This is a genomic window from Paenibacillus sp. FSL W8-1187 (assembly GCF_037965485.1).
Lineage (GTDB): Bacteria > Bacillota > Bacilli > Paenibacillales > Paenibacillaceae > Paenibacillus_O > Paenibacillus_O pasadenensis.
The window spans coordinates 966,997-983,866 of record NZ_CP150181.1 but is presented as its reverse complement, the minus strand read 5'-3'; the positions used below and the strand labels follow the sequence as shown (position 1 = coordinate 983,866).

General features: G+C 67.0%; 15 protein-coding genes. All 15 read right to left on the bottom strand.

The features are described 5' to 3' along the window. Nucleotides 1-96 precede the first annotated feature (96 nt). The 15 genes from NYE40_RS04345 to NYE40_RS04275 all read right to left on the bottom strand — a co-directional run bounded on the left by NYE40_RS04345 (nucleotide 97) and on the right by NYE40_RS04275 (nucleotide 16,766). The gene (locus NYE40_RS04345) at nucleotides 97-1,734 is read right to left on the bottom strand and encodes an FAD-dependent oxidoreductase (protein WP_052333538.1); all 1,638 of its coding nucleotides are present in this window, start codon (nucleotides 1,732-1,734) and stop codon (nucleotides 97-99) included. Beyond that, a complete protein-coding gene (locus NYE40_RS04340; protein WP_052333537.1) occupies nucleotides 1,731-3,011 on the bottom strand; it encodes an ROK family protein in 1,281 nt (426 codons plus the stop codon). Before NYE40_RS04340 ends, NYE40_RS04345 begins: the two co-directional genes overlap by 4 nt. A gap of 20 nt (nucleotides 3,012-3,031) precedes the next feature. Next, nucleotides 3,032-3,871: a MurR/RpiR family transcriptional regulator gene (locus tag NYE40_RS04335; protein WP_028600245.1), complete on the bottom strand. Its 840-nt coding sequence runs from the start codon at nucleotides 3,869-3,871 to the stop codon at nucleotides 3,032-3,034. Beyond that, complete coding sequence (locus NYE40_RS04330; protein WP_028600244.1) at nucleotides 3,862-4,563, bottom strand: N-acetylmannosamine-6-phosphate 2-epimerase; 702 nt, start codon at nucleotides 4,561-4,563, stop codon at nucleotides 3,862-3,864. Before NYE40_RS04330 ends, NYE40_RS04335 begins: the two co-directional genes overlap by 10 nt. 4 nt (nucleotides 4,564-4,567) lie before the next feature. Beyond that, complete coding sequence (locus tag NYE40_RS04325; protein WP_339279341.1) at nucleotides 4,568-6,145, bottom strand: DUF4127 family protein; 1,578 nt, start codon at nucleotides 6,143-6,145, stop codon at nucleotides 4,568-4,570. A gap of 1,708 nt (nucleotides 6,146-7,853) precedes the next feature. Then, complete coding sequence (locus NYE40_RS04320) at nucleotides 7,854-8,843, bottom strand: carbohydrate ABC transporter permease (protein ID WP_228551260.1); 990 nt, start codon at nucleotides 8,841-8,843, stop codon at nucleotides 7,854-7,856. After that, nucleotides 8,840-9,727, bottom strand: coding sequence for a sugar ABC transporter permease (locus tag NYE40_RS04315; protein WP_043111755.1), 888 nt, complete (start codon nucleotides 9,725-9,727; stop codon nucleotides 8,840-8,842). Before NYE40_RS04315 ends, NYE40_RS04320 begins: the two co-directional genes overlap by 4 nt. Nucleotides 9,728-9,749: 22 nt before the next feature. Next, nucleotides 9,750-11,216 (bottom strand): extracellular solute-binding protein, encoded by a 1,467-nt coding sequence (locus tag NYE40_RS04310; RefSeq protein ID WP_228551259.1) that lies wholly within the window; start codon nucleotides 11,214-11,216, stop codon nucleotides 9,750-9,752. Nucleotides 11,217-11,496: 280 nt separating this feature from the next. Beyond that, a complete protein-coding gene (locus NYE40_RS04305; RefSeq protein ID WP_101808546.1) occupies nucleotides 11,497-11,754 on the bottom strand; it encodes a hypothetical protein in 258 nt (85 codons plus the stop codon). 115 nt (nucleotides 11,755-11,869) lie between these two features. Further along, the gene (locus tag NYE40_RS04300) at nucleotides 11,870-12,787 is read right to left on the bottom strand and encodes a hypothetical protein (protein WP_153782814.1); all 918 of its coding nucleotides are present in this window, start codon (nucleotides 12,785-12,787) and stop codon (nucleotides 11,870-11,872) included. Nucleotides 12,788-12,884: 97 nt separating this feature from the next. Further along, entirely contained in the window at nucleotides 12,885-13,178 is a 294-nt protein-coding gene (locus NYE40_RS04295) for a hypothetical protein (protein ID WP_028600238.1), read from the bottom strand. Between the two features lie 430 nt (nucleotides 13,179-13,608). Continuing rightward, nucleotides 13,609-14,502 (bottom strand): hypothetical protein, encoded by an 894-nt coding sequence (locus NYE40_RS04290; protein WP_153782813.1) that lies wholly within the window; start codon nucleotides 14,500-14,502, stop codon nucleotides 13,609-13,611. Nucleotides 14,503-15,000: 498 nt separating this feature from the next. Next, nucleotides 15,001-15,567, bottom strand: a complete 567-nt coding sequence (locus NYE40_RS04285) for a histidine phosphatase family protein (protein WP_153782812.1) — start codon at nucleotides 15,565-15,567, stop codon at nucleotides 15,001-15,003. Beyond that, nucleotides 15,564-15,866: a Dabb family protein gene (locus NYE40_RS04280; RefSeq protein ID WP_153782811.1), complete on the bottom strand. Its 303-nt coding sequence runs from the start codon at nucleotides 15,864-15,866 to the stop codon at nucleotides 15,564-15,566. Before NYE40_RS04280 ends, NYE40_RS04285 begins: the two co-directional genes overlap by 4 nt. Nucleotides 15,867-15,887: 21 nt before the next feature. Continuing rightward, complete coding sequence (locus tag NYE40_RS04275) at nucleotides 15,888-16,766, bottom strand: DUF4362 domain-containing protein (protein WP_153782810.1); 879 nt, start codon at nucleotides 16,764-16,766, stop codon at nucleotides 15,888-15,890. Nucleotides 16,767-16,870 lie beyond the last annotated feature (104 nt).

Below are 16,870 nucleotides of genomic sequence, written 5' to 3'. Positions count from 1 at the left end.
ATCATTCCCGACCCGGCGTCCCGGCATGCCTGAAGCATGCCGTCCTTCCGCTTCGCTTCGGAGCGGCCACCACCTCCTTCGAGAGTTGCGGCTGGCTTACTTCGGCGCTTCCACGACCTCCTGCGCGACCCGATCCGACCAGTGCAGCTGCACGCCATGCGCGCTCAGCCGCTCCTGGTAGCCCGTCCTCAGCGCCGCGTCGCCGTGCACCTCGCGCGGACGGCGCGAGACGTCGAGGCAGTACGCCGCGAGCAGCCCGGCCGCCTCGCCGACGTTCCACTCGGTCGGATGGAGCCGGTAGCAGCCGTTGGAGATCTGGGTGACGCCGATGTTCTTGCATGCGGGCAGCAGATTGGCCGTGCGGACCGGGATGAGCGCGCCGAGCGGAATTTCGTACGGATAGCTCGGGATGTAGAAGCTGCGATGCGTGACGGTCGTATGATGCAGGTCCAGATGGTAGCTGCCGACGCCGACGCTGTCCTCGTACCGCCGGATGCCCTCCGCGCCGCGCAGCTCCTGGCTCACGTCCGCCTCGGTCACCGTCTGCAGCGCGCGGATGCGCCGCGACTCGCGGATATAGACCGACTTGGCGAGGCCGTCCTCCGTGCCGACGATGTCGCCGCGCAGCCGCAGGCCGGGCCAGCCCTTGCCCCCGTCCAGCCGCGGCGCGTCCGTCTGCAGCCAGTACACGACGGACAGCGTCAGCTGGCGCGCGGCGTACAGCCGGTCGCGGCGCACGTCGTCCGGCACGTCCATGATGGAGCCGAGATAATAGTCGTTCTGCGCCCAGTTGAGCAGCGACTGCTCGCCGGGGTAGAGCGGGACGGCCAGATGGCGCGGGTCGATGATGCGGCGGTAGTCCCACAGCGAGGTGACGCCCTGGCCGTTCGGCAGCAGCGTGAACTCCTTCTTCTTGGTCGTATCGTTCGCGTCGGTGGCGAACCAGCTCAGCAGCGGATACGGGCTGAAAGGCGGCACGAGCCGGCTCCAGTAGCCGTACATCTCCGGCGGCCGCTCCATCGTGAAATCGGCTCCCGGCACGTACTCCATCGCGCCGACATGGGTGAACGCCTGCACGTCGTCCGGCAAAGCCTCCTCCGGCGCATGCGGCTCCCCGGTCTCGGCGCGCGACTCCGCTCCGATCCGGTATTCCGTGCCGGTCAGCGGCAGCAGCTCGCCGGTCTCCGTCGCATCGAGCACATAGGCTCCGGCGAGCTCGATCCGGCGGCTGCCGCCGCGCACGCTCACCGTCACCGAGCGCACCTCGTCCCCTTCGACCTGCGCCGAGGCGGGAGAGGCATGATAGAGCACGCGCAGCCGTCCGCTGTTCACATACGGCGCGAGCATCGCCTGCAGCACGGCGAGCGCGACGCGCGGCTCATGCGCGAGACGGCTCACCCAGCCGCTGCCGGGGTTGAGGATCGGGTTGGCCCGCGCCTGCTCGGTGAGCGGATAGCTGTCGCGGTAGTAGTCGCGGATGCGCTCGCGCAGCTCGCGGAATGACGCCGTGCAGCCCTCCGTCTCGATCCAGCGGTGCTCGTCGGGCGGCACCGCCTGCGAGGTGAGCTGACCGCCGATCCAGTCGGTCTCCTCCGTCAGGATGACGCTTTTGCCGGCGCGCGCCGCGGCCAGCGCGGCCGCCGTGCCGCCAAGGCCGCCTCCGATGATGACGATGTCCGCCTCCAGACGCTCGTCCGGACGCTTGCCGCCCCTCTGGCTTGTCGGTTCGTTCATGACGATTCCTCCTTCGTGATGCCGGGCTCAAGGCCGGCTTCGTTGCTGCTGTCGATGCCGCCTTCGTCGGCGCCGGAGCGGGCCAGGCCGCCGTCCAGCCGCTCGGCCGCCATCAGCGCCGCGCCGATGCAGCCGGCGAGCGGACCGAGCTGCGCCGGGACGACGGTCAGCCTGGCCGCGCCCTCCGCCGCCAGCGCCTCGTCCAGCAGCGGCCGCCAGGCGGCCAGCGACTCGGCTCCGCCGCCGCCGAGCACGACGGCCGCAGGATCGAGCCCCGCCTGCAGGTTGGCGAGAAAAAGCGCCAGCCGAGCCGCGTACTCCCGCATCGCATCCTGCGCCGCGCCGTCGCGCTCGAACAGCAGCCGCTCCAGCTCCGCAGGCGACAGGCCCGGCCGGCCCAAGCGACGCGCCGCGCCGTGCATCAGAGCGGAGCCGGACAGATACGTCTCCGCGCAGCCGCGGCGGCCGCAGTTGCAGGGCCGCCCGCCCGGCACGAGCACGGCGTGGCCCCATTCGCCGCCGCTCCAACCGGCGCCGCGGACAATCCGGCCGCCGACGAGATTGGCGCCGCCGACGCCGGTGCCGAGCGTCAGCAGGACGGCGTCGCTCAGGCCGCGCGCGGCCCCGAGCCGCGCCTCGCCGAGCAGCGCGGCGTTGGCGTCGTTGTCGGCGCAGGCCGGCAAGCCGAAGCTGCGCTCGGCCCAATCGGCCAGGCGCAGCCCGGTCCAGCCGGGCAGATTGGCGGTCGCGTACACGACCGCGCCGCGCTCCGCGTCGATGCGCCCGGCGCTGGCGATGCCGAGCGCGGCCGCGTCCGGGCAGCGCTCCAGCAGCTCGAGGACGAGCGCCTCCGCGGTCCGCAGCACCGCCTCCCGGCCGCGCGCCGCCTCGGTCGGGAGAGAAGCCTGCGCGAGCAGCCGCCCGCTCGGCGAGAGCACGGCTCCCTTGATGCCGGTGCCGCCGATGTCGATGCCGAGGACCGGCTTGTCTCGGGCGACGCCGGGTTGGCGGCCGTCCGCCGGGCCTTCCCGGACGACGCCGGCTCTGCGGCGTTCGTCCACGGGTCCGTCCACGGCGATGCCGATTCTGCGGCGTTCGTCCACGGCGCTGCCGGCTCTGCGGCGGCCGTCCGCCGGGCCCTCGCCGGCGATGCCGATTCTGCGGCGTTCGTCCGCCGAGCCTTCCCTGGCGACGCCGGTTTCACGGCGGCCTTCCGCCGAGCCTTCCCTGGCGATGCCGCCGCCAGCAGGGCCGACAGCTTCTTTTTCCCGGCTCATGCCCGCTCCCCCCTCCCGTCTCAATAGATCCGCTCGATGACCGCCTTGGCCATGCGCTCGCGCATCTCGCGAGTGCGTGGCAGGTCGTGACGGGCCAGACCCTCGCAGATGAGGTCGATGACGAGCAGCTGCGACATCTTGGCGCCGATGGACCCGCCCTCGAGCGGGGACTCCTTGCCTGCGGTCAGCAGCACGAGATCGGCCTCCGCCGTGATCGGCGACTTGGCATAGTTCGTGATCGCGATGATGTACGCGCCTTGCTGGCGCGCCTTGGACAGCAGGTCGACCGTGTCGAGCGTGCTGCCGCTCAGGCTGATGCCGACGGCGACGTCGCCCGGCCCCATCGTCACCGCCATCATCGCCTGGATATGGGCGTCGGTCGCCGCTTCGGCCCGGAGGCCGATGCGGAGCAGGCGGTTTTTGGCGTCGAGCGCCGTCAGCCCGGACGTGCCGACGCCGAACAGCTGCACGTACCCCGCCTCATGGATGCGCCGCACCGCCTCTTCCAGCTTGGTCCGGTCGAGCAGGTTCATCGTGTCGGCGAGAATCGAAGCCAGCTCGCGGTGAACGAGCGACGGGTAGTCGCCGTCCTCCTCGCCCGCCTCGGGCGAGCCTTCCCCCCGCTGGCGGCGCGTGCTGTAGTCCTGGGCCAGCGCCAGCTTGAAGTCCTGGTATCCTTTGAACCCGATCGCCCGGCAGAAGCGCATCACCGTCGTCTCGCCCACGCCCGACAGATCCGCCAGCTCCGTGACGGAGCGGTACATGATCGACTCCGGAGCGCCGAGCACGTAGTCGGCGACCTTCTGCTCGGACTTCGTGAGCGACGGATAGTACGAGCTGACTTTCAACTTCAGATCCATCGAATCGCTCCCTTCCCCCCCGCCGCTGCCGCGGCAAAACGTTCCGTAATGAGCTGCGGCCGCGTAATCGCCGAACCGACGACGACCGCATGCGCCCCTCTCGCCAGCAGCGCCGGAATCTGCGACGGCTCGGTGACCCGGCCTTCGGCGAACACCGGCACGTCCAGCCGCTGCGCCGCGCGCTCGACGAGCGCATAGTCGGGGCCGGTGCGGCTGACCGAGTACGGCGTGTAGCCCGACAGCGTCGTGGACACGCAGTCCGCTCCGATCCGCTGCGCCTCGATCGCCTCCTCCAGCGTGCTCACATCGGCCATCGCCAGCGCTCCGCTGCCGTGCATCCGCCGGACGAGCTCCGCCGCAGAGCAGCCGCCCGGCCGCGCGCGCAGCGTCGCGTCAAAGGCGATCATGTCCGCTCCGGCGTCCAGCAGCTCCTCCACCTCCCGCAAAGTCGGCGTGATGTAGACCGGGCTGCCCGGATAGTCCCGCTTGACGATGCCGATGACCGGCAGCCCCGTCGCCTCCTTGATGCTGCGCACGTCCGCCGCTCCGTTGGCCCGGATCGCCGCCGCCCCGCCCTGCTTCGCGGCGAGCGCCATGCGCGCCATGATGTCCGCTCCGTGGAGCGGCTCCTCCGGCAGCGCCTGGCAGGAGACGATCAGTCCCCCTCTCACTTGCTCCCATAGGGTCGCCATGTCTTCACTCCCTGTCTTCGCTGATCGTCGGCGTTCCCGCCTCGCCTGCCGTCGCCTCCACCCGCAGTCCGACCTCGAACATGCGGCTCCACGGCAGGCGGCAGTCCTCGATGCGGATGCGAAGCGGCCCGTCCTTGAACCCCTCCCGTTCCAGAAAAAGCTCCAGCGCCTCCCGCACGAGCCGCGCCGCTTCGCCGCGCTCGCCGTCGACGTTGAAATAGTCCATGCCCCGCTCCCGGATGGCGCCGTCCGCCAGCGGCCGGCGGACGGCGGCGCAGTAGCCGTAGTCCTCGGCGATGCGCAGCCCGAGGAAGTCGAGCTGCGCCGGCGTGCGGCCGCAGCGCGCATGCAGCAGCAGCTGCGCGATCGCCGTGCCGAGCGTATTGCCGCTCGTGTTCCAGCCGGCGATGCCGGCCAGCTCGGGGAGCAGGCCCCTGGCCTGGAGCAGCCTCAGCAGCTGCAGGTCGCCGCCGTTCGCATAAGCGACGTCGGCGAGCGCCGCGGGCTTGCCGAGCGTGCGGACCGCATGCTCGGCGTATTCCGCCAGCTCCTGCACGCTGCGCTGCACGTCGTAGGCGGCATTGGGCCGCAGCTGGTCGTTCGACTCCGCCATCAGGCCGCCCGGCGAATTGACGAGCAGCACGAGCTGCGCGTCGGCCGCGCTCTCGGCGAGCAGCGCTCCTGCCGCCAGCAGCTGCGCCTTGACGCTTTCGCCGAGCGGACGGTCCTCGTAGAGCGGCACGACTTGCGGCCCGAGCGTGCTGGCGTAGCGGGCGTAGACGAGCGGGCGCGATTGGTTGGTCCGCTCGACCGCGAGCCGGGCGAGCAGCGTGCAGCCGGCCTCGTCCGCGCCGGGATACATGAGCGTGCGCGTCTCGGCGCCGAGCTCGCGGATGCGCTGGCGGACGGCCTGCTGGTCGAGCGCGGTCCAGCCGTACGGCGCCGCGTCGTCCTGCGGCAGCGCGAGGAAGTCGATCGTGCCGTCGGCCGCCAGCTCGAGCGAGGCGCGATTGGCGGAGGCGTTGACGGCCCGTCTTTCTAAGTAATCGTCGCGCACGTCCTCCGGCAGCCGCATGCGGATGCGGCTCAGCTCATGCTGCTCCTCGGCGATGGCGAGGCCGAGCTGCTCGCGGTGGCCGAGGTAGCCGAGCCGGAACAGCTCCCGCCCCCAGTCGGCGTAATAGTCCGGCTCCTCGTCGCTGCTCGAATATTGCGGACAGCGCATGATGAGGTGGAACGCGTACAGCCGGATGTCCGGCCTGCGCTCGCGGATGCGGCGCAGCCGCTCGAGCGGACGCGCCGCCTCATGCTCGCCGAGCCGATGCAGCCGCGACGGGACGATGCCGCCGTACAGCAGCGTGTCGATCGACACGATCGCCGCCTCGGCGTCCTCGGCCTCGCGCTCCAGCCAGTCGCCGAGCTCGGCGATGCGGCCGAGGCGCTTCTTGCGCCCCATCCACTCAAGCGGCGGCCGGACCAGCTCGAGCTCAGTGTCCCTGGCGAGCAGCCAGGGAAAGTCATAGTTGCAGGGCCGCTCGTCCAGCGGCAGATACACCACCTTGCCCCGCTTCGGATTGTCCATGCTCCTCCTTGCCTCCTTTCGTCGCTTGGCGGCCGGGCGGCGGTCGAAGCCGCTCCGGGACCGGAGCCTCCGGTTCGACTGGCCGCTGTCGCCGCTCCGGGGACGGAACCTCGGGTTCGACTGGCCGCTGGCGCCGCTCCTGGGACGGAACCTCTGGTTCGCCCTTTCCGCTGACGCCGCTCCGGGGACGGAACCTCTGGTTCGACTGGCCTCTGACGCCGCTCCGGGACCGGAGCCTCCGGTTCGACTGGCCGCTGGCGCCGCTCCGGGGACGGAACCTCGGGTTCGACTGGCCTCTGACGCCGCTCCGCGGACGGAACCTCTTTCCGATTCCGCTGAAGCCCAGATTCCTCTGATCTCCCCTTCCGAAACGGAAGGAATCCGGCCTTCAAGGGAACCGCTGCCGCTTCTCCAAGAGGTTTCCGTCCCCTCCGCTCCTGCTCTCGAATCACCATCTGAACGCGCACCTCGAACCCCGAGTAACTCAAGGTTTGTTCACCTGCAACCAGTTTTTTTCGGGTTGCATCTCACCGACCGCGCTTCTGGATACCTGTAGCCGGACTTTTTCGGGTTGCATCACCCGGACCGCGCTTCCGGACACCTGTAACCGGACTTTTTCGGGCTATACCTCTCGAATCGCTTTTCTGGACACCTGTAACCGGACTTTTTCGGGCTACACCTCTCGAATCGCTTTTCTGGACACCTGTAACCGGACTTTTTCGGGTTATTGCCTGCAGGGCGCTCTCCTCGAACCCCAGTAACTCGATTTTTTCGAGCTATTGCTCGCCGGACGCCTACCTCGAACCCTAGTAACCCGATTGGCCTCGTGGATCGCACCCGAGTTACTCGGTTTTTCCGCGTTACTCCGACCGTTGGAGCCTTCTCGCACCCGAGTTACTCGGTTTTTCCGCGTTACTCCGACCGTTGGGGCCTTCTCGCACCCGAGTTACTCGGTTTTACCGCGCAACTCCGACCATTTGGGCCTTCTTGCCCCCGAGTTACTCGGTTTTTCCGCGCATCTCCGACCGTTGGGGCCTTCTCATACCCGAGTTACTCGGTTTTTCCGCGCAACTCCGACCGTCCGAGCCTTCTTGCCCCCGAGTTACTCGGTTTTTCCGCGTTACTCCGACCGTTGGGGCCTTCTCGTACCCGAGTTACTCGGTTTTTCCGCGTAACACCGATCTTCGTGCGTGTTGCTTTAAGGTTGTGCCCGTATCTTCTTCAGCGAGTAGAAGGTCTGCGTCGTTAACGTTCAGCAGAGCGAACAGTTAACGCGAGCTCGACGCAGCAACTTCTATTAAATATAGAAGCCTGGAGCTTCGCCAGAGCGGGCGCAGCCGGCGGTTGGCAAAAGCCTTTCGGCTGCGACTGCGGCCGGGCTCGCCCCGCTTGCTGCGTTCCCGCCAGAGCGGAGCGCCTCCGTTGTCCTGTAGAAGCGGCAGCGGTCGCATTTGTCGGCGGATTCCCTCCTCGTCAGAGGCAGGGAAATCAAGGAATCCGACGACAAGAGCGGATCGGAAGGACAATGGAGAGCGCGCAGCGGGGTTGGCGGACTCCAGCACGGTTCGGCGCGCACAGCGAGCTCGGCAAGCTTCCCGCACGGCTCGCCAGAAACCGGCTTCGGCTCCGCGAGCCTCCACCACGGCTCACCCAGCAAAGGCTTCGGCTCAGCGGACTCCAACTCATTCGTCGCGAACCCCGCCGAAAGCTACCCTTTCACCGCCCCGGAAATGCCCTCCATGTAATAGCGCTGCGTAAACAGGAACACCACGATGATCGGCAGCACCGACAGGATCGTGCCCGCGGCGATCCAGCCGAAGTTGTACGCGAACTGGCCGTTCAGGTAGGTCAGCGCCGACGCGAGCGGATACTGGGCCGGGTCGTCCAGCACGACGATCGGCCAGAGGAAGCTGTTCCAGTACGACATGAACTCCAGCAGCGCGATCACCGCGATGCCCGGCTTGACCATCGGGACCATCAGCCGCCACCAGATGCGCAGCTCCGACGCGCCGTCGACCTTGCCGGAGTCGCGGATGTCGTCGGGCACGCCGAGGAACGTCTGCCGCATGAGGAAGATGTTGAACACCGACACCGCCGAAGGAAGCACGACGCCGAAAAACGAGCCGAGCAGCCCGAACCAGGTGATCGTCAGATAATGCACGACAAGCGCCGTCGCAGAAGGGATGATCATCGTCGCGACGAGCACGCCGAACACGAGCGAGCGTCCCTTGAAGCGCATCTTGGCGAGCGGATACGCCGTCGACAGCGAGAGCAGGATGTTCAGCACGAGGCCGAGGCCGGTGATGATGAGCGTGTTGCCGATGTACTTGGGAAAGTCGATGAAGCTCCACACCTGCGTATAGTTGTCGAGCTTGATGAACGTCGGGAAGATCGCCGGGGGAAACTTGAACACGTTGGTGCCCGGCATGAGCGAGACGCTGAGCAGCCACAGGAACGGCCCCATCATGAACAGCGCGAGCGCCAGCAGCAGCGCATAGCCGACCAGCAGTCCCGGGATGCGGCGGACGAGCCGCCAGCCCCGGCTTCGGCCTGAGCCCGCCGGCTCCGTGCCGCGGCGGCCCGGACCGGCGCCTGCCGTTAGGCCGCCGCGAAGCGGATCTGCTCCTGGCGCGCCGCCCAGAGCTCCCGCCTTGATTTCCGCTGCCGCCGGGCCGCCGCCTTCAGATAAGTTCATCATCCGTAAGGATTCACCCCTCCCTGCCGGTTGAACCGGAACACGATGACGCTCAGCACGCCGACGATGACGCTGACGATGAGGCCGAGCGCGGAGGCGTAGCCGAAGTTCAGCTGCTCCAGGCCCTGCTCGTAGATGTACAGGCTGCTCGTCAGCGTCGACGTGCCGGGCCCGCCCTGCGTCAGCACGAACATCTCGTCGAAGACGCGGATCGCGCCCATGAGCGAGATGAGGCTGCAGAAGAAGATGTACGGCCGCAGCAGCGGAATCGTGATCAGGCGGACGCGCTGCGCGCGCGAAGCCCCGTCGACGATCGCCGCCTCGTAGAGGTCGGCCGGGATCGACTGCAGGCCGGCGAGATACAGCATCATGTAGTAGCCGAGCCCTTTCCACAAGGTGATGAACATGAGCACGTACAGCGCCGTCGAGCTGGTCGACAGCCAGCCGATCTTCTGGTCGGTGATGCCGAGGGTGATGAGGATGTAGTTGACGACGCCGTTCTGGCTGAGCAGCCAGTTCCACATGAGGGCGACGGCGACCATCGACGTCACGACCGGGATGTAGTAGGCCGCCCGGAACGCCTGGATGCCCGGGATGCGGCTGTTGACGAGGATCGCGATCAGGATGGACAGGATCTGCAGCACCGGCACGACGATGATGTAGAGCACGGAGTTCCAGAGCGAGACGAGGAAGCTGTCGTCGGCGAACGCCCGGCGGAAGTTGTCCAGTCCGATGAACTTCGTCTCCCCCAGCACCGAGTAGTCGGTCAGGGCGAGCGGGATGCTGTACACGATCGGGAAAAGCACGAACACGCCGATGACGAGAAGGCCCGGAGCCATGAAGCTCCAGGCCGGCAGCGCGTCGGAAGCAAGCGTTCTTCTGCGCATCGGAATCTCACCGTCCTTGACGTTATTTCGGAGCGATCGCCTCGTTCACCTTGGCGGCGGCAGCCTCGACGCCCGCCTTGACGTCGCCGCCGTTCAGGATGATCTCCTGCAGCTGGCGGGCGATCGCCGAGTTGATGTCGCCGGCGGCCGGGATGCCGAGGTAGTACTCCTGCGCCTTGTCGAGGCTTTTCACCGAAGCGATCTTCGCCTGCGACTCGAGCGTATTGTCGGATTCCGTGAAGAACGGATCCTCGATCGACGCCTTGGTCGACGGCAGCGTGTTCGCGAACTTGGCGAAGGCCGTCTGGTTGGCCGCGTTGGTGACGAAGACGGCGAAGTCGGCGGCGGCCTGCGGGTTCTTGGCGTTTTTCGGCACGACGAGGTTCATCGAGTTGGAATAGATCAGGTCGGCCTTGCCGGTCGGCAGCGGCACGGCGATCGTCTTGGCGTACACGTCGGGCGCCGCCGACTTGAGCTTGTTGATGAATGTCGGTCCCGACAGCTCGAAGGCGACCTGCTCGCTGGAGTAGTATTCGACCTGCTTCTGGAAGTTCGCGTCGTCCTTGACGATGACGCCGTCATCGACGAGCTTTTTCAGCTGCTCGACGACCGCGATGCCGGCGTCCGTGTTGAACGCGGCGCTCTTGCGCTCGTCATCGAGGATCGGCACGCCGTCGCTCGGCAGCAGGTTCGCCCCGAACTGCGTCGCGTAGCCGGCGGCGCCGGTCTTTTCCTTGACCTGGCGCGACCACTCGTACAGCTCCTCCTTCGTCTTCGGCGGGTTGGCCGGATCGAGCCCGGCCTTTTCGACGAGCTCCTTGTTCATGTAGAGCACCTGGGTGCCGGTGTACCAGGGCAGCGCGTACGGCTTGCCGTCGAACACGGTGGAGTCGAAGATGCCGGGGAAAAAGCTGCTCTTCGTCTCGTCCGAGATGAGTGCGCCGAGATCGGCCAGCGCCCCCTTCGTCGCGAGCTGGCTCGCGAACTCGGTGTTGAGGTTGACGACATCCGGCGCGTTTTTGCCGCCGGCCGTGGCGAGCAGCTTGGTCGTGATCGCGTCGTACGGATAGTCCTTCCAATCGACCGTCACGCCGGGATGGGCTTTTTGATACTCGTCGATGAGTCCGTTGATGTAGTCATTGAACGTCGGCTGAAGCGAGATCGTCCAGAACTCCAGCTTCGCTTCCTGCACGGAAGGAGCGGGGCTGGCGCTGTCGCCGGGACTGGCGCCCGGGCTGGCCGTCGGCGCGGAGCCGGGGCCGTTCGAGCCACCGTTGCCGCAGGCGGCTGCCAGCAGCATCAGCGCCGCGAGCGCGCCGGTCGAGGCGAGACGGATCGGATGGAGCGGACGGGAGCTTCGGGAGGCGCGAAGGACGGCTGTCGGCGGAATCGTGGAGCGATGGGCGGTTGAAGCGCTCGAATTACTGCGGTTCGTCGGGTCGGAGGAAGCAGGGGCCAAGCCGGATGTTGCGGAGCTGCGGTTAACCATGTCATGAGCCACCCTCTCTTGATTTCTTGAGACTTGTTGGACAAGTTCTGCAGAAGCCACGGAGCGAATCGATGATGCCGGCCAATCCATGCGGTCGCAAAGGAAGGATGAGGCTATGGAGATTTCGTTAAGTCACCGCTAGTATAACAGCGGTTTCCAGCATTGGGAAGTATTTTTCTCCATATTATTTTTATTTTCTGGAGAATATTTTCGGAATTGGGCATGAAAAAGGCGCCTATCGCGGCGCCATGGACGACCCGGCCGTTCAAGCGGAAGCTGTTCACGGCATGATGGAGATCAGCAGGCTGACGACGTACAGCCCGAGCCCCCACCAGGCGGCGGCATGCTTCTGGTCCTCGTTGAGCTTGGACCTGGGACGAAGCAGGAAATAGAACAGCAGGAAGCCGAGCGGGATCGGAAGAAAGATCAGCCGCAGGCCGAGGGTCGCCAGAAACAGATAGCCGAACAGCTTGAGGAAGAGGAAGTCCTCGTCCTCCTGGCGGCCGTTCAGCAGTACGAGCGCGATGATGACCGGCACGGCGGTAGATCAGCAGGAACAGCATGGTCATGAACCTCCAAGCGTCAAGAGTCGGCTCCTGAAAAAGCCGCGGCAGCAAATAAAAGAGCAGGCAGGCGAACCGGACGGAGACAAGTCAGCCCGGCTGGACGTCCTGCGTCGGAATGACATGCCAGACGAACTTGTCCTCCTTGCCCTGCTCGGAATCCGTCTTGCCGCGCGCCTGCAGGATGTAGCCGTGAACCGGCTCCTCGCCGGCCGGCTTGATGCCGTCCGCCTGCAGCAGGCGCCGGATCGGAGAAGGCTCGACCGGCCCCGCCGGGCCGTTGAACAAGAGGAGCTCGAGCTCACGCAGCTTGGCCGGGCCGCTCGCCGCCTCCATCGTCATCCTCTCCAGATTGTCCGGCGACAAAAGCTGCAGGAATCGCTCCGGATCGATCCGGTACACGCCGGAGGAGCCGCTGGCGAACGAAAGCGCGGCTTCATCGTTCAGAGAGCGGCGCCTCGTCCGCTCGACGATCGCTTGGCCGCTCTCCGGCTCATAGCGCACCTCGATCGTATAGTCTCCCTTGCTGTCGCGGGCCGTGACTTGGTACTGCAGGCTGCGGATACGGCCGTCCGGCTCCTGCACGAGCTGGAACCGGTCGAGCCGCTCGTCCGTCGACTCGCCGCCTCCCGCGATGCGCCGCCAGTCGCCGGCCAGATCGAGCCGCTCCGCCTGTCCGGACTGGACGGCGAAGCTGCGCTCCCGCTCGAACAGGCGCTGATCGAGCGCCGGAATGGCGATTCCGGCGGCGAAAATCGCCAGCCCGGCGATCGCCGCGCCTCTTTTGGCCCGGACGTTAGGCTTGGCCCGAGCAAGGAGCATCAGGCAGATCAAAAAGCCGAGCGGGAACGAGAACGCAGGGAAGCGGAAGGAGAACGCCCCGAGCGCCGCATAGCCGATGAGCTTCCACCCTCGGTGCGGCTCGTCGGGGCTGCTCTTCCGGTACAGCCAGACGAGCCCCGCCGCTGCCAGCAGCGTCGGAACCCATTCCACCCAAGCTGGAACCAACAATCCCACTCCTTTCTACTTTTTCCATCATAGAGAAAAAGCCGGAGGACGGGAAGAAGGAATCTGCTTCCATACCGGACTCATCGCGCCTCGGACGTCAGAAGATCAGTCCGACCACCAGCCGAATGAGAAGCACGCCGAGGCCCCAGAACGCCGCGCTTTCCTTGACGGCCCGGTTGGATCGCATCTTGCCGTGAAGCAGCAGCCAGTAGAGGATGAATCCGAGCGGCACCGGCAGCACGGAGAGGAACAGCACGAAGCCTCCGAGCAGGTAGCAGCCGATCAGCTTGAGGAAGAGCCATTCCTCCTCGCGCTCCCGCTGGGCATACAAGGAAGCCAGAATGACGATCGCCACCAGCAGCCAGAACAGCATAAGCACCGAACCGAGCATGAGCCTCGCCTCCTCGGGTGGAGTTGCCTGAGACGCCTTCCTCCAGCTTATGGCCGGTGAAGCGCTCCCATGTCGCCGCGGACAAAAAGGACGGGCCGAGGCCCGTCCAGGGGGAGGGCCGGAGGGCGGAACGGGAAGGCGGAACGGGAAGGCGGGGCAGGACGGCGGGGCGGGACGGCGGGGCGGGACGGCGGGGCGGGACGGCGGAGCGGGCGAGCCGGAGGTTCAGGGCCCAAGGGGCGAGTCGGAGGTTCAGGGCCCAAGGGGTGAGGCGGAGAGGCGAGCGGGAGGCCGGGCGCGCGAGGAGCGGAATGGGCGAGGACGGGCGAACTCCAGATGGCCGGAAAATCCGGTGAAGACCGGCATCCGCCTGCCGCGGACGCAGCGGCCGAAGCTCGAATCACGCGCTCGCCTGTCGTGGCCGGCCGCTTTAGAACAAGTAGTATGCGGGCGCGGCGCAGCCCTCGAACAGCTCCGGATCGCGGCAGCCGTACACGACGACCGCAGCGGCTGTCTCGTACGGCTCCGCTACGTTCGGCAGCGGCTCGACCTCGCCGTCGTGGCCGATCCGGAAGGCGGGCTGGAAGCCCTTCGGATCCAAAAACGCCGTACCGTTGGCGAACCACATCGTCGGCACCTCCAGCCGCAGCCGGTCCGCATCCGCCCTCTCCGGCGCGGGAGCAAGCTCGGCCAGAACTTCCGGCCGCAGGCGCTCCAGCACCAGTTCGGCGCTTAACCCATCGGGAGGCGAGCCTCCGCCATCTCGGCCGAGCCGCTGCACGACCGCATGGCCTTTCTCCGGCGCGTACTCGACCTGGTAGCGATACGAGCCGTTCCCGCTCCAGACGCTGACCGCATAGTTCAACTGAATCACCGCTCCGCTCCGGTCATAGACGAACTCGAAGCGCTCCAGCCGATCCTCGGAGCTCGCGGCGTCTTCTCCCTTGAACCGCTCCCAGTCATCCTGCAGGGACAGCTGCGAGATCTGGGCCGCCTCCACCGGATAGCTGCGCTCGCGTTCGAGCCAGCTCTGCTCGGCTGCCGGCAAGGCAAGCGCCAGGAAAAACAGCAGCAAGCCCGCGAACGCGGCGCTGTGCTTGGCGGCGCGGTTCGGCTTGGGCTTCGCCTGGAGCAGCAGCAGGAACAGCGCATAGCCGAGCGGCAGCGGGAAGCCGTTCAGGCGCAGCATGAAGGCGCCGAGCAGCAGATAGCCGAGCAGCTTCCAGAGCAGATGGCGCTCCTGCTCCTTGCGGCGGCTATAGATGAAGGCCAGCGCCAGCACAGCCAGCACGGGCAAGGGCCAGAGCCAGGGGGATATCGTCATGGGCGCCTCTCCTTTCACAATCCAGATATCGATATGAACATCGGTTAGACGCGCCATGGGACCGATTCGTTGCGGGGCAGTCCGATGCGCATGCGCCTGCTTGCTTCGAGGCTTACGACGCCTGAGCTCGTTAGACAGCAGAAAACCGCCTGTTGGCGAAGCTAACGACGCGTGAGACGCTTAACCGCTGAAAAACGGCTGAAATCCCTCGTTTTCAGAGGAATTTGGCTTTCTTAGCGTCTGGCGCGTCGTTAGATTCCGGGGAGACGTGAAAAAGAGGCTCTAGCGAGCTGATTCGTCGTTAGAGCCGCAGCATGGGGCAGCTGCGCCGTCATGCACGCTGCCGGCACCATGCCTGGCTCGTGCTCATGCGCGTTCCCTCCATTCGGCGCCGTCCTCTCCTTCCTTACCCGATCCGGGCGGATGATACCGTGAATTCCGTCACACGCATGCCCGCCGGAGGCGAAAAAAACCGGCAGCCCCGCTGCCGGTCCATCGTTACTTGCCGTCCCGGATCGGCCTGATCCGGGCTCCGCCCTCGCCGATCGCGAGCTCGAACACATCGGGATTGCGCATCGCGCGCCACCCGTCATAGCCGAACGCCGGGTCGAACGCCCCGACGAGCAGCGCCAGCAGGTTGCCGTGCGATACCGCCGCCGCGGCCTTGCCCGCGCCCACGCTCCGCTCCAGCTCCGCGATTGCGGCTTGGCCTCGCTCCAGCGCCTCGCGCCCGCTTTCGCCGCCGTCCAGCCGCAGCTCCGGATCGAGGAAGGAGGCGCGCAGCCGCTCCTCCCAATCCGGCAGCGGCGCGGCGGACAGCACGCGCTCGGCCAGCCGCGCGTCCTCCTCGACCGGCAGTCCCGCCGCCGCCGCGAACGGCGCGATCGTATCCAGCGCCCGCAAGTACGGGCTCGAGACGATGCGCTCGATGCCGCGGCCGGCGAGAAGCTCCGCCAGGCGCTCCGCCTGGACCGCTCCCTCCGCCGTCAGCTCGGCCTGCGGCTCCTGACCGGACGCGCGGGCGTGGCGGATCAGGTAGATCGTCTTGTCCGCGGCCGGGCTCATCCGAACGGGTAGTCGACGACGACGACCTGCTCCACGAGCCCTTCCAGCCGCGAGACGAACGCCTGATGCGCCGGATGCGGACCGTAGTCGCGCAGCGCCTCCCGATCCGTGAACGTGACGCGCAGGCCGAGCGTGAAGCCGTGGATGTTGTCCGTCTCCTCCGTCTCGTTGAAGCCGCAGGTCAGCTCGATGATGCCCGGCACCTGCCCCCGCAGCCCGCGCAGCAGCGCGAGCAGCTCCTCCTGCTCGGCCGCCTCCAGCGGCCGGTTGAATTTGAACGATACGAGATGCTCCATCATGGGCTTCTCCTCCTTTTTCATCTAGCTCCCGCCGCCCGTGCCGCTCAGCCGCAGCAGGAACGGCGAGGCTTCCTCGCCGCACTCCGCCAGCGAATAGACCGTATCCTCGCCGGCCTCCCCTTCCTCCAGCCGCTTGCAGAAATAGATCCGGGGATGCTCCTTGGTCGCATAGCCGTCGAAGCGGTCGTCTCTCCGGTAGCGGATCGTGCCGTCTTCAAGCGACAGGTTCTCGAAGATCGGAGCCCCCTCGATCGTATACGACGTGATCTGGACGGCCGCCTCCTCGCCCCGCCCGACCTTCTCGGCGAACGCCTGCCAGACGTCCGCGTTGAACTGTCCTCGGAGGCCGAAAACGACGTCGCCGTTCTTGACAGCTTGCTCGGACGTGTAGCCCTTGCTCAAGACAAGCTCGGCCAGCTGCTTCGCCGCCGCCGCAGAGATCGTGTACCCGGTATGGGTATTTGCGACCTCCATCGCCATGCCCTTCATCCCTTCCGTCCGGGGACCGCCGAGCGGAAGCCACAGATGATACGCCTTCCTCGCGCCGCTCTCGCTCTGCAGCACGAGGTCGAGGTCGGGCTCGGCCACGTCCAGGATGCCCTCGATCCGCTCGCTGGAGCGGATCGCTTCCTCGAAAGGCTCGATCTCCGCGCTCTCCTCGAACAGCGCGAGCGGAGCCGGGTTGACCTCGCCGAAGCCGAGCGAGCGGCTGACGACGGCCGCCCGTCCTTGCTCGGGCAGCGCTCCGGCTTCTGCCTGCGCCTCAGCCGGAGCGGGGCTCCCGGACGAGGCCTGAGCTCCGCTGCCGGACGGCAGCTCCGGCCCGGACGAGCAGCCGCCCGCCAGCAGGCCGGCGAGCAGCAGCGCCGCCAGCGCTTTTGGGTGCAGCATTCGTTTCATGACTTTCCCTCCTCTTCCTTCCTACGGACGCGCTGCATGGAGAAAAGGTTCCCGTCTCGCAAAGAGAGGCGCGTCGGCCATGCGGCAGACACGCCTCGGACGCG

Bases quoted from the DNA above. Each gene is read 5' to 3' on its own strand.
- NYE40_RS04325 (WP_339279341.1), bottom strand. From the start codon at position 6,145: ATGGACAATCCGAAGCGGGGCAAGGTGGTGTATCTGCCGCTGGACGAG.
- NYE40_RS04340 (WP_052333537.1), bottom strand. From the start codon at position 3,011: ATGAGCCGGGAAAAAGAAGCTGTCGGCCCTGCTGGCGGCGGCATCGCC.
- NYE40_RS04275 (WP_153782810.1), bottom strand. From the start codon at position 16,766: ATGAAACGAATGCTGCACCCAAAAGCGCTGGCGGCGCTGCTGCTCGCC.
- NYE40_RS04310 (WP_228551259.1), bottom strand. From the start codon at position 11,216: ATGGTTAACCGCAGCTCCGCAACATCCGGCTTGGCCCCTGCTTCCTCC.
- NYE40_RS04345 (WP_052333538.1), bottom strand. From the start codon at position 1,734: ATGAACGAACCGACAAGCCAGAGGGGCGGCAAGCGTCCGGACGAGCGT.
- NYE40_RS04290 (WP_153782813.1), bottom strand. From the start codon at position 14,502: ATGACGATATCCCCCTGGCTCTGGCCCTTGCCCGTGCTGGCTGTGCTG.
- NYE40_RS04295 (WP_028600238.1), bottom strand. From the start codon at position 13,178: ATGCTCGGTTCGGTGCTTATGCTGTTCTGGCTGCTGGTGGCGATCGTC.
- NYE40_RS04330 (WP_028600244.1), bottom strand. From the start codon at position 4,563: ATGGCGACCCTATGGGAGCAAGTGAGAGGGGGACTGATCGTCTCCTGC.
- NYE40_RS04335 (WP_028600245.1), bottom strand. From the start codon at position 3,871: ATGGATCTGAAGTTGAAAGTCAGCTCGTACTATCCGTCGCTCACGAAG.
- NYE40_RS04320 (WP_228551260.1), bottom strand. From the start codon at position 8,843: ATGATGAACTTATCTGAAGGCGGCGGCCCGGCGGCAGCGGAAATCAAG.
- NYE40_RS04280 (WP_153782811.1), bottom strand. From the start codon at position 15,866: ATGATGGAGCATCTCGTATCGTTCAAATTCAACCGGCCGCTGGAGGCG.
- NYE40_RS04315 (WP_043111755.1), bottom strand. From the start codon at position 9,727: ATGCGCAGAAGAACGCTTGCTTCCGACGCGCTGCCGGCCTGGAGCTTC.
- NYE40_RS04285 (WP_153782812.1), bottom strand. From the start codon at position 15,567: ATGAGCCCGGCCGCGGACAAGACGATCTACCTGATCCGCCACGCCCGC.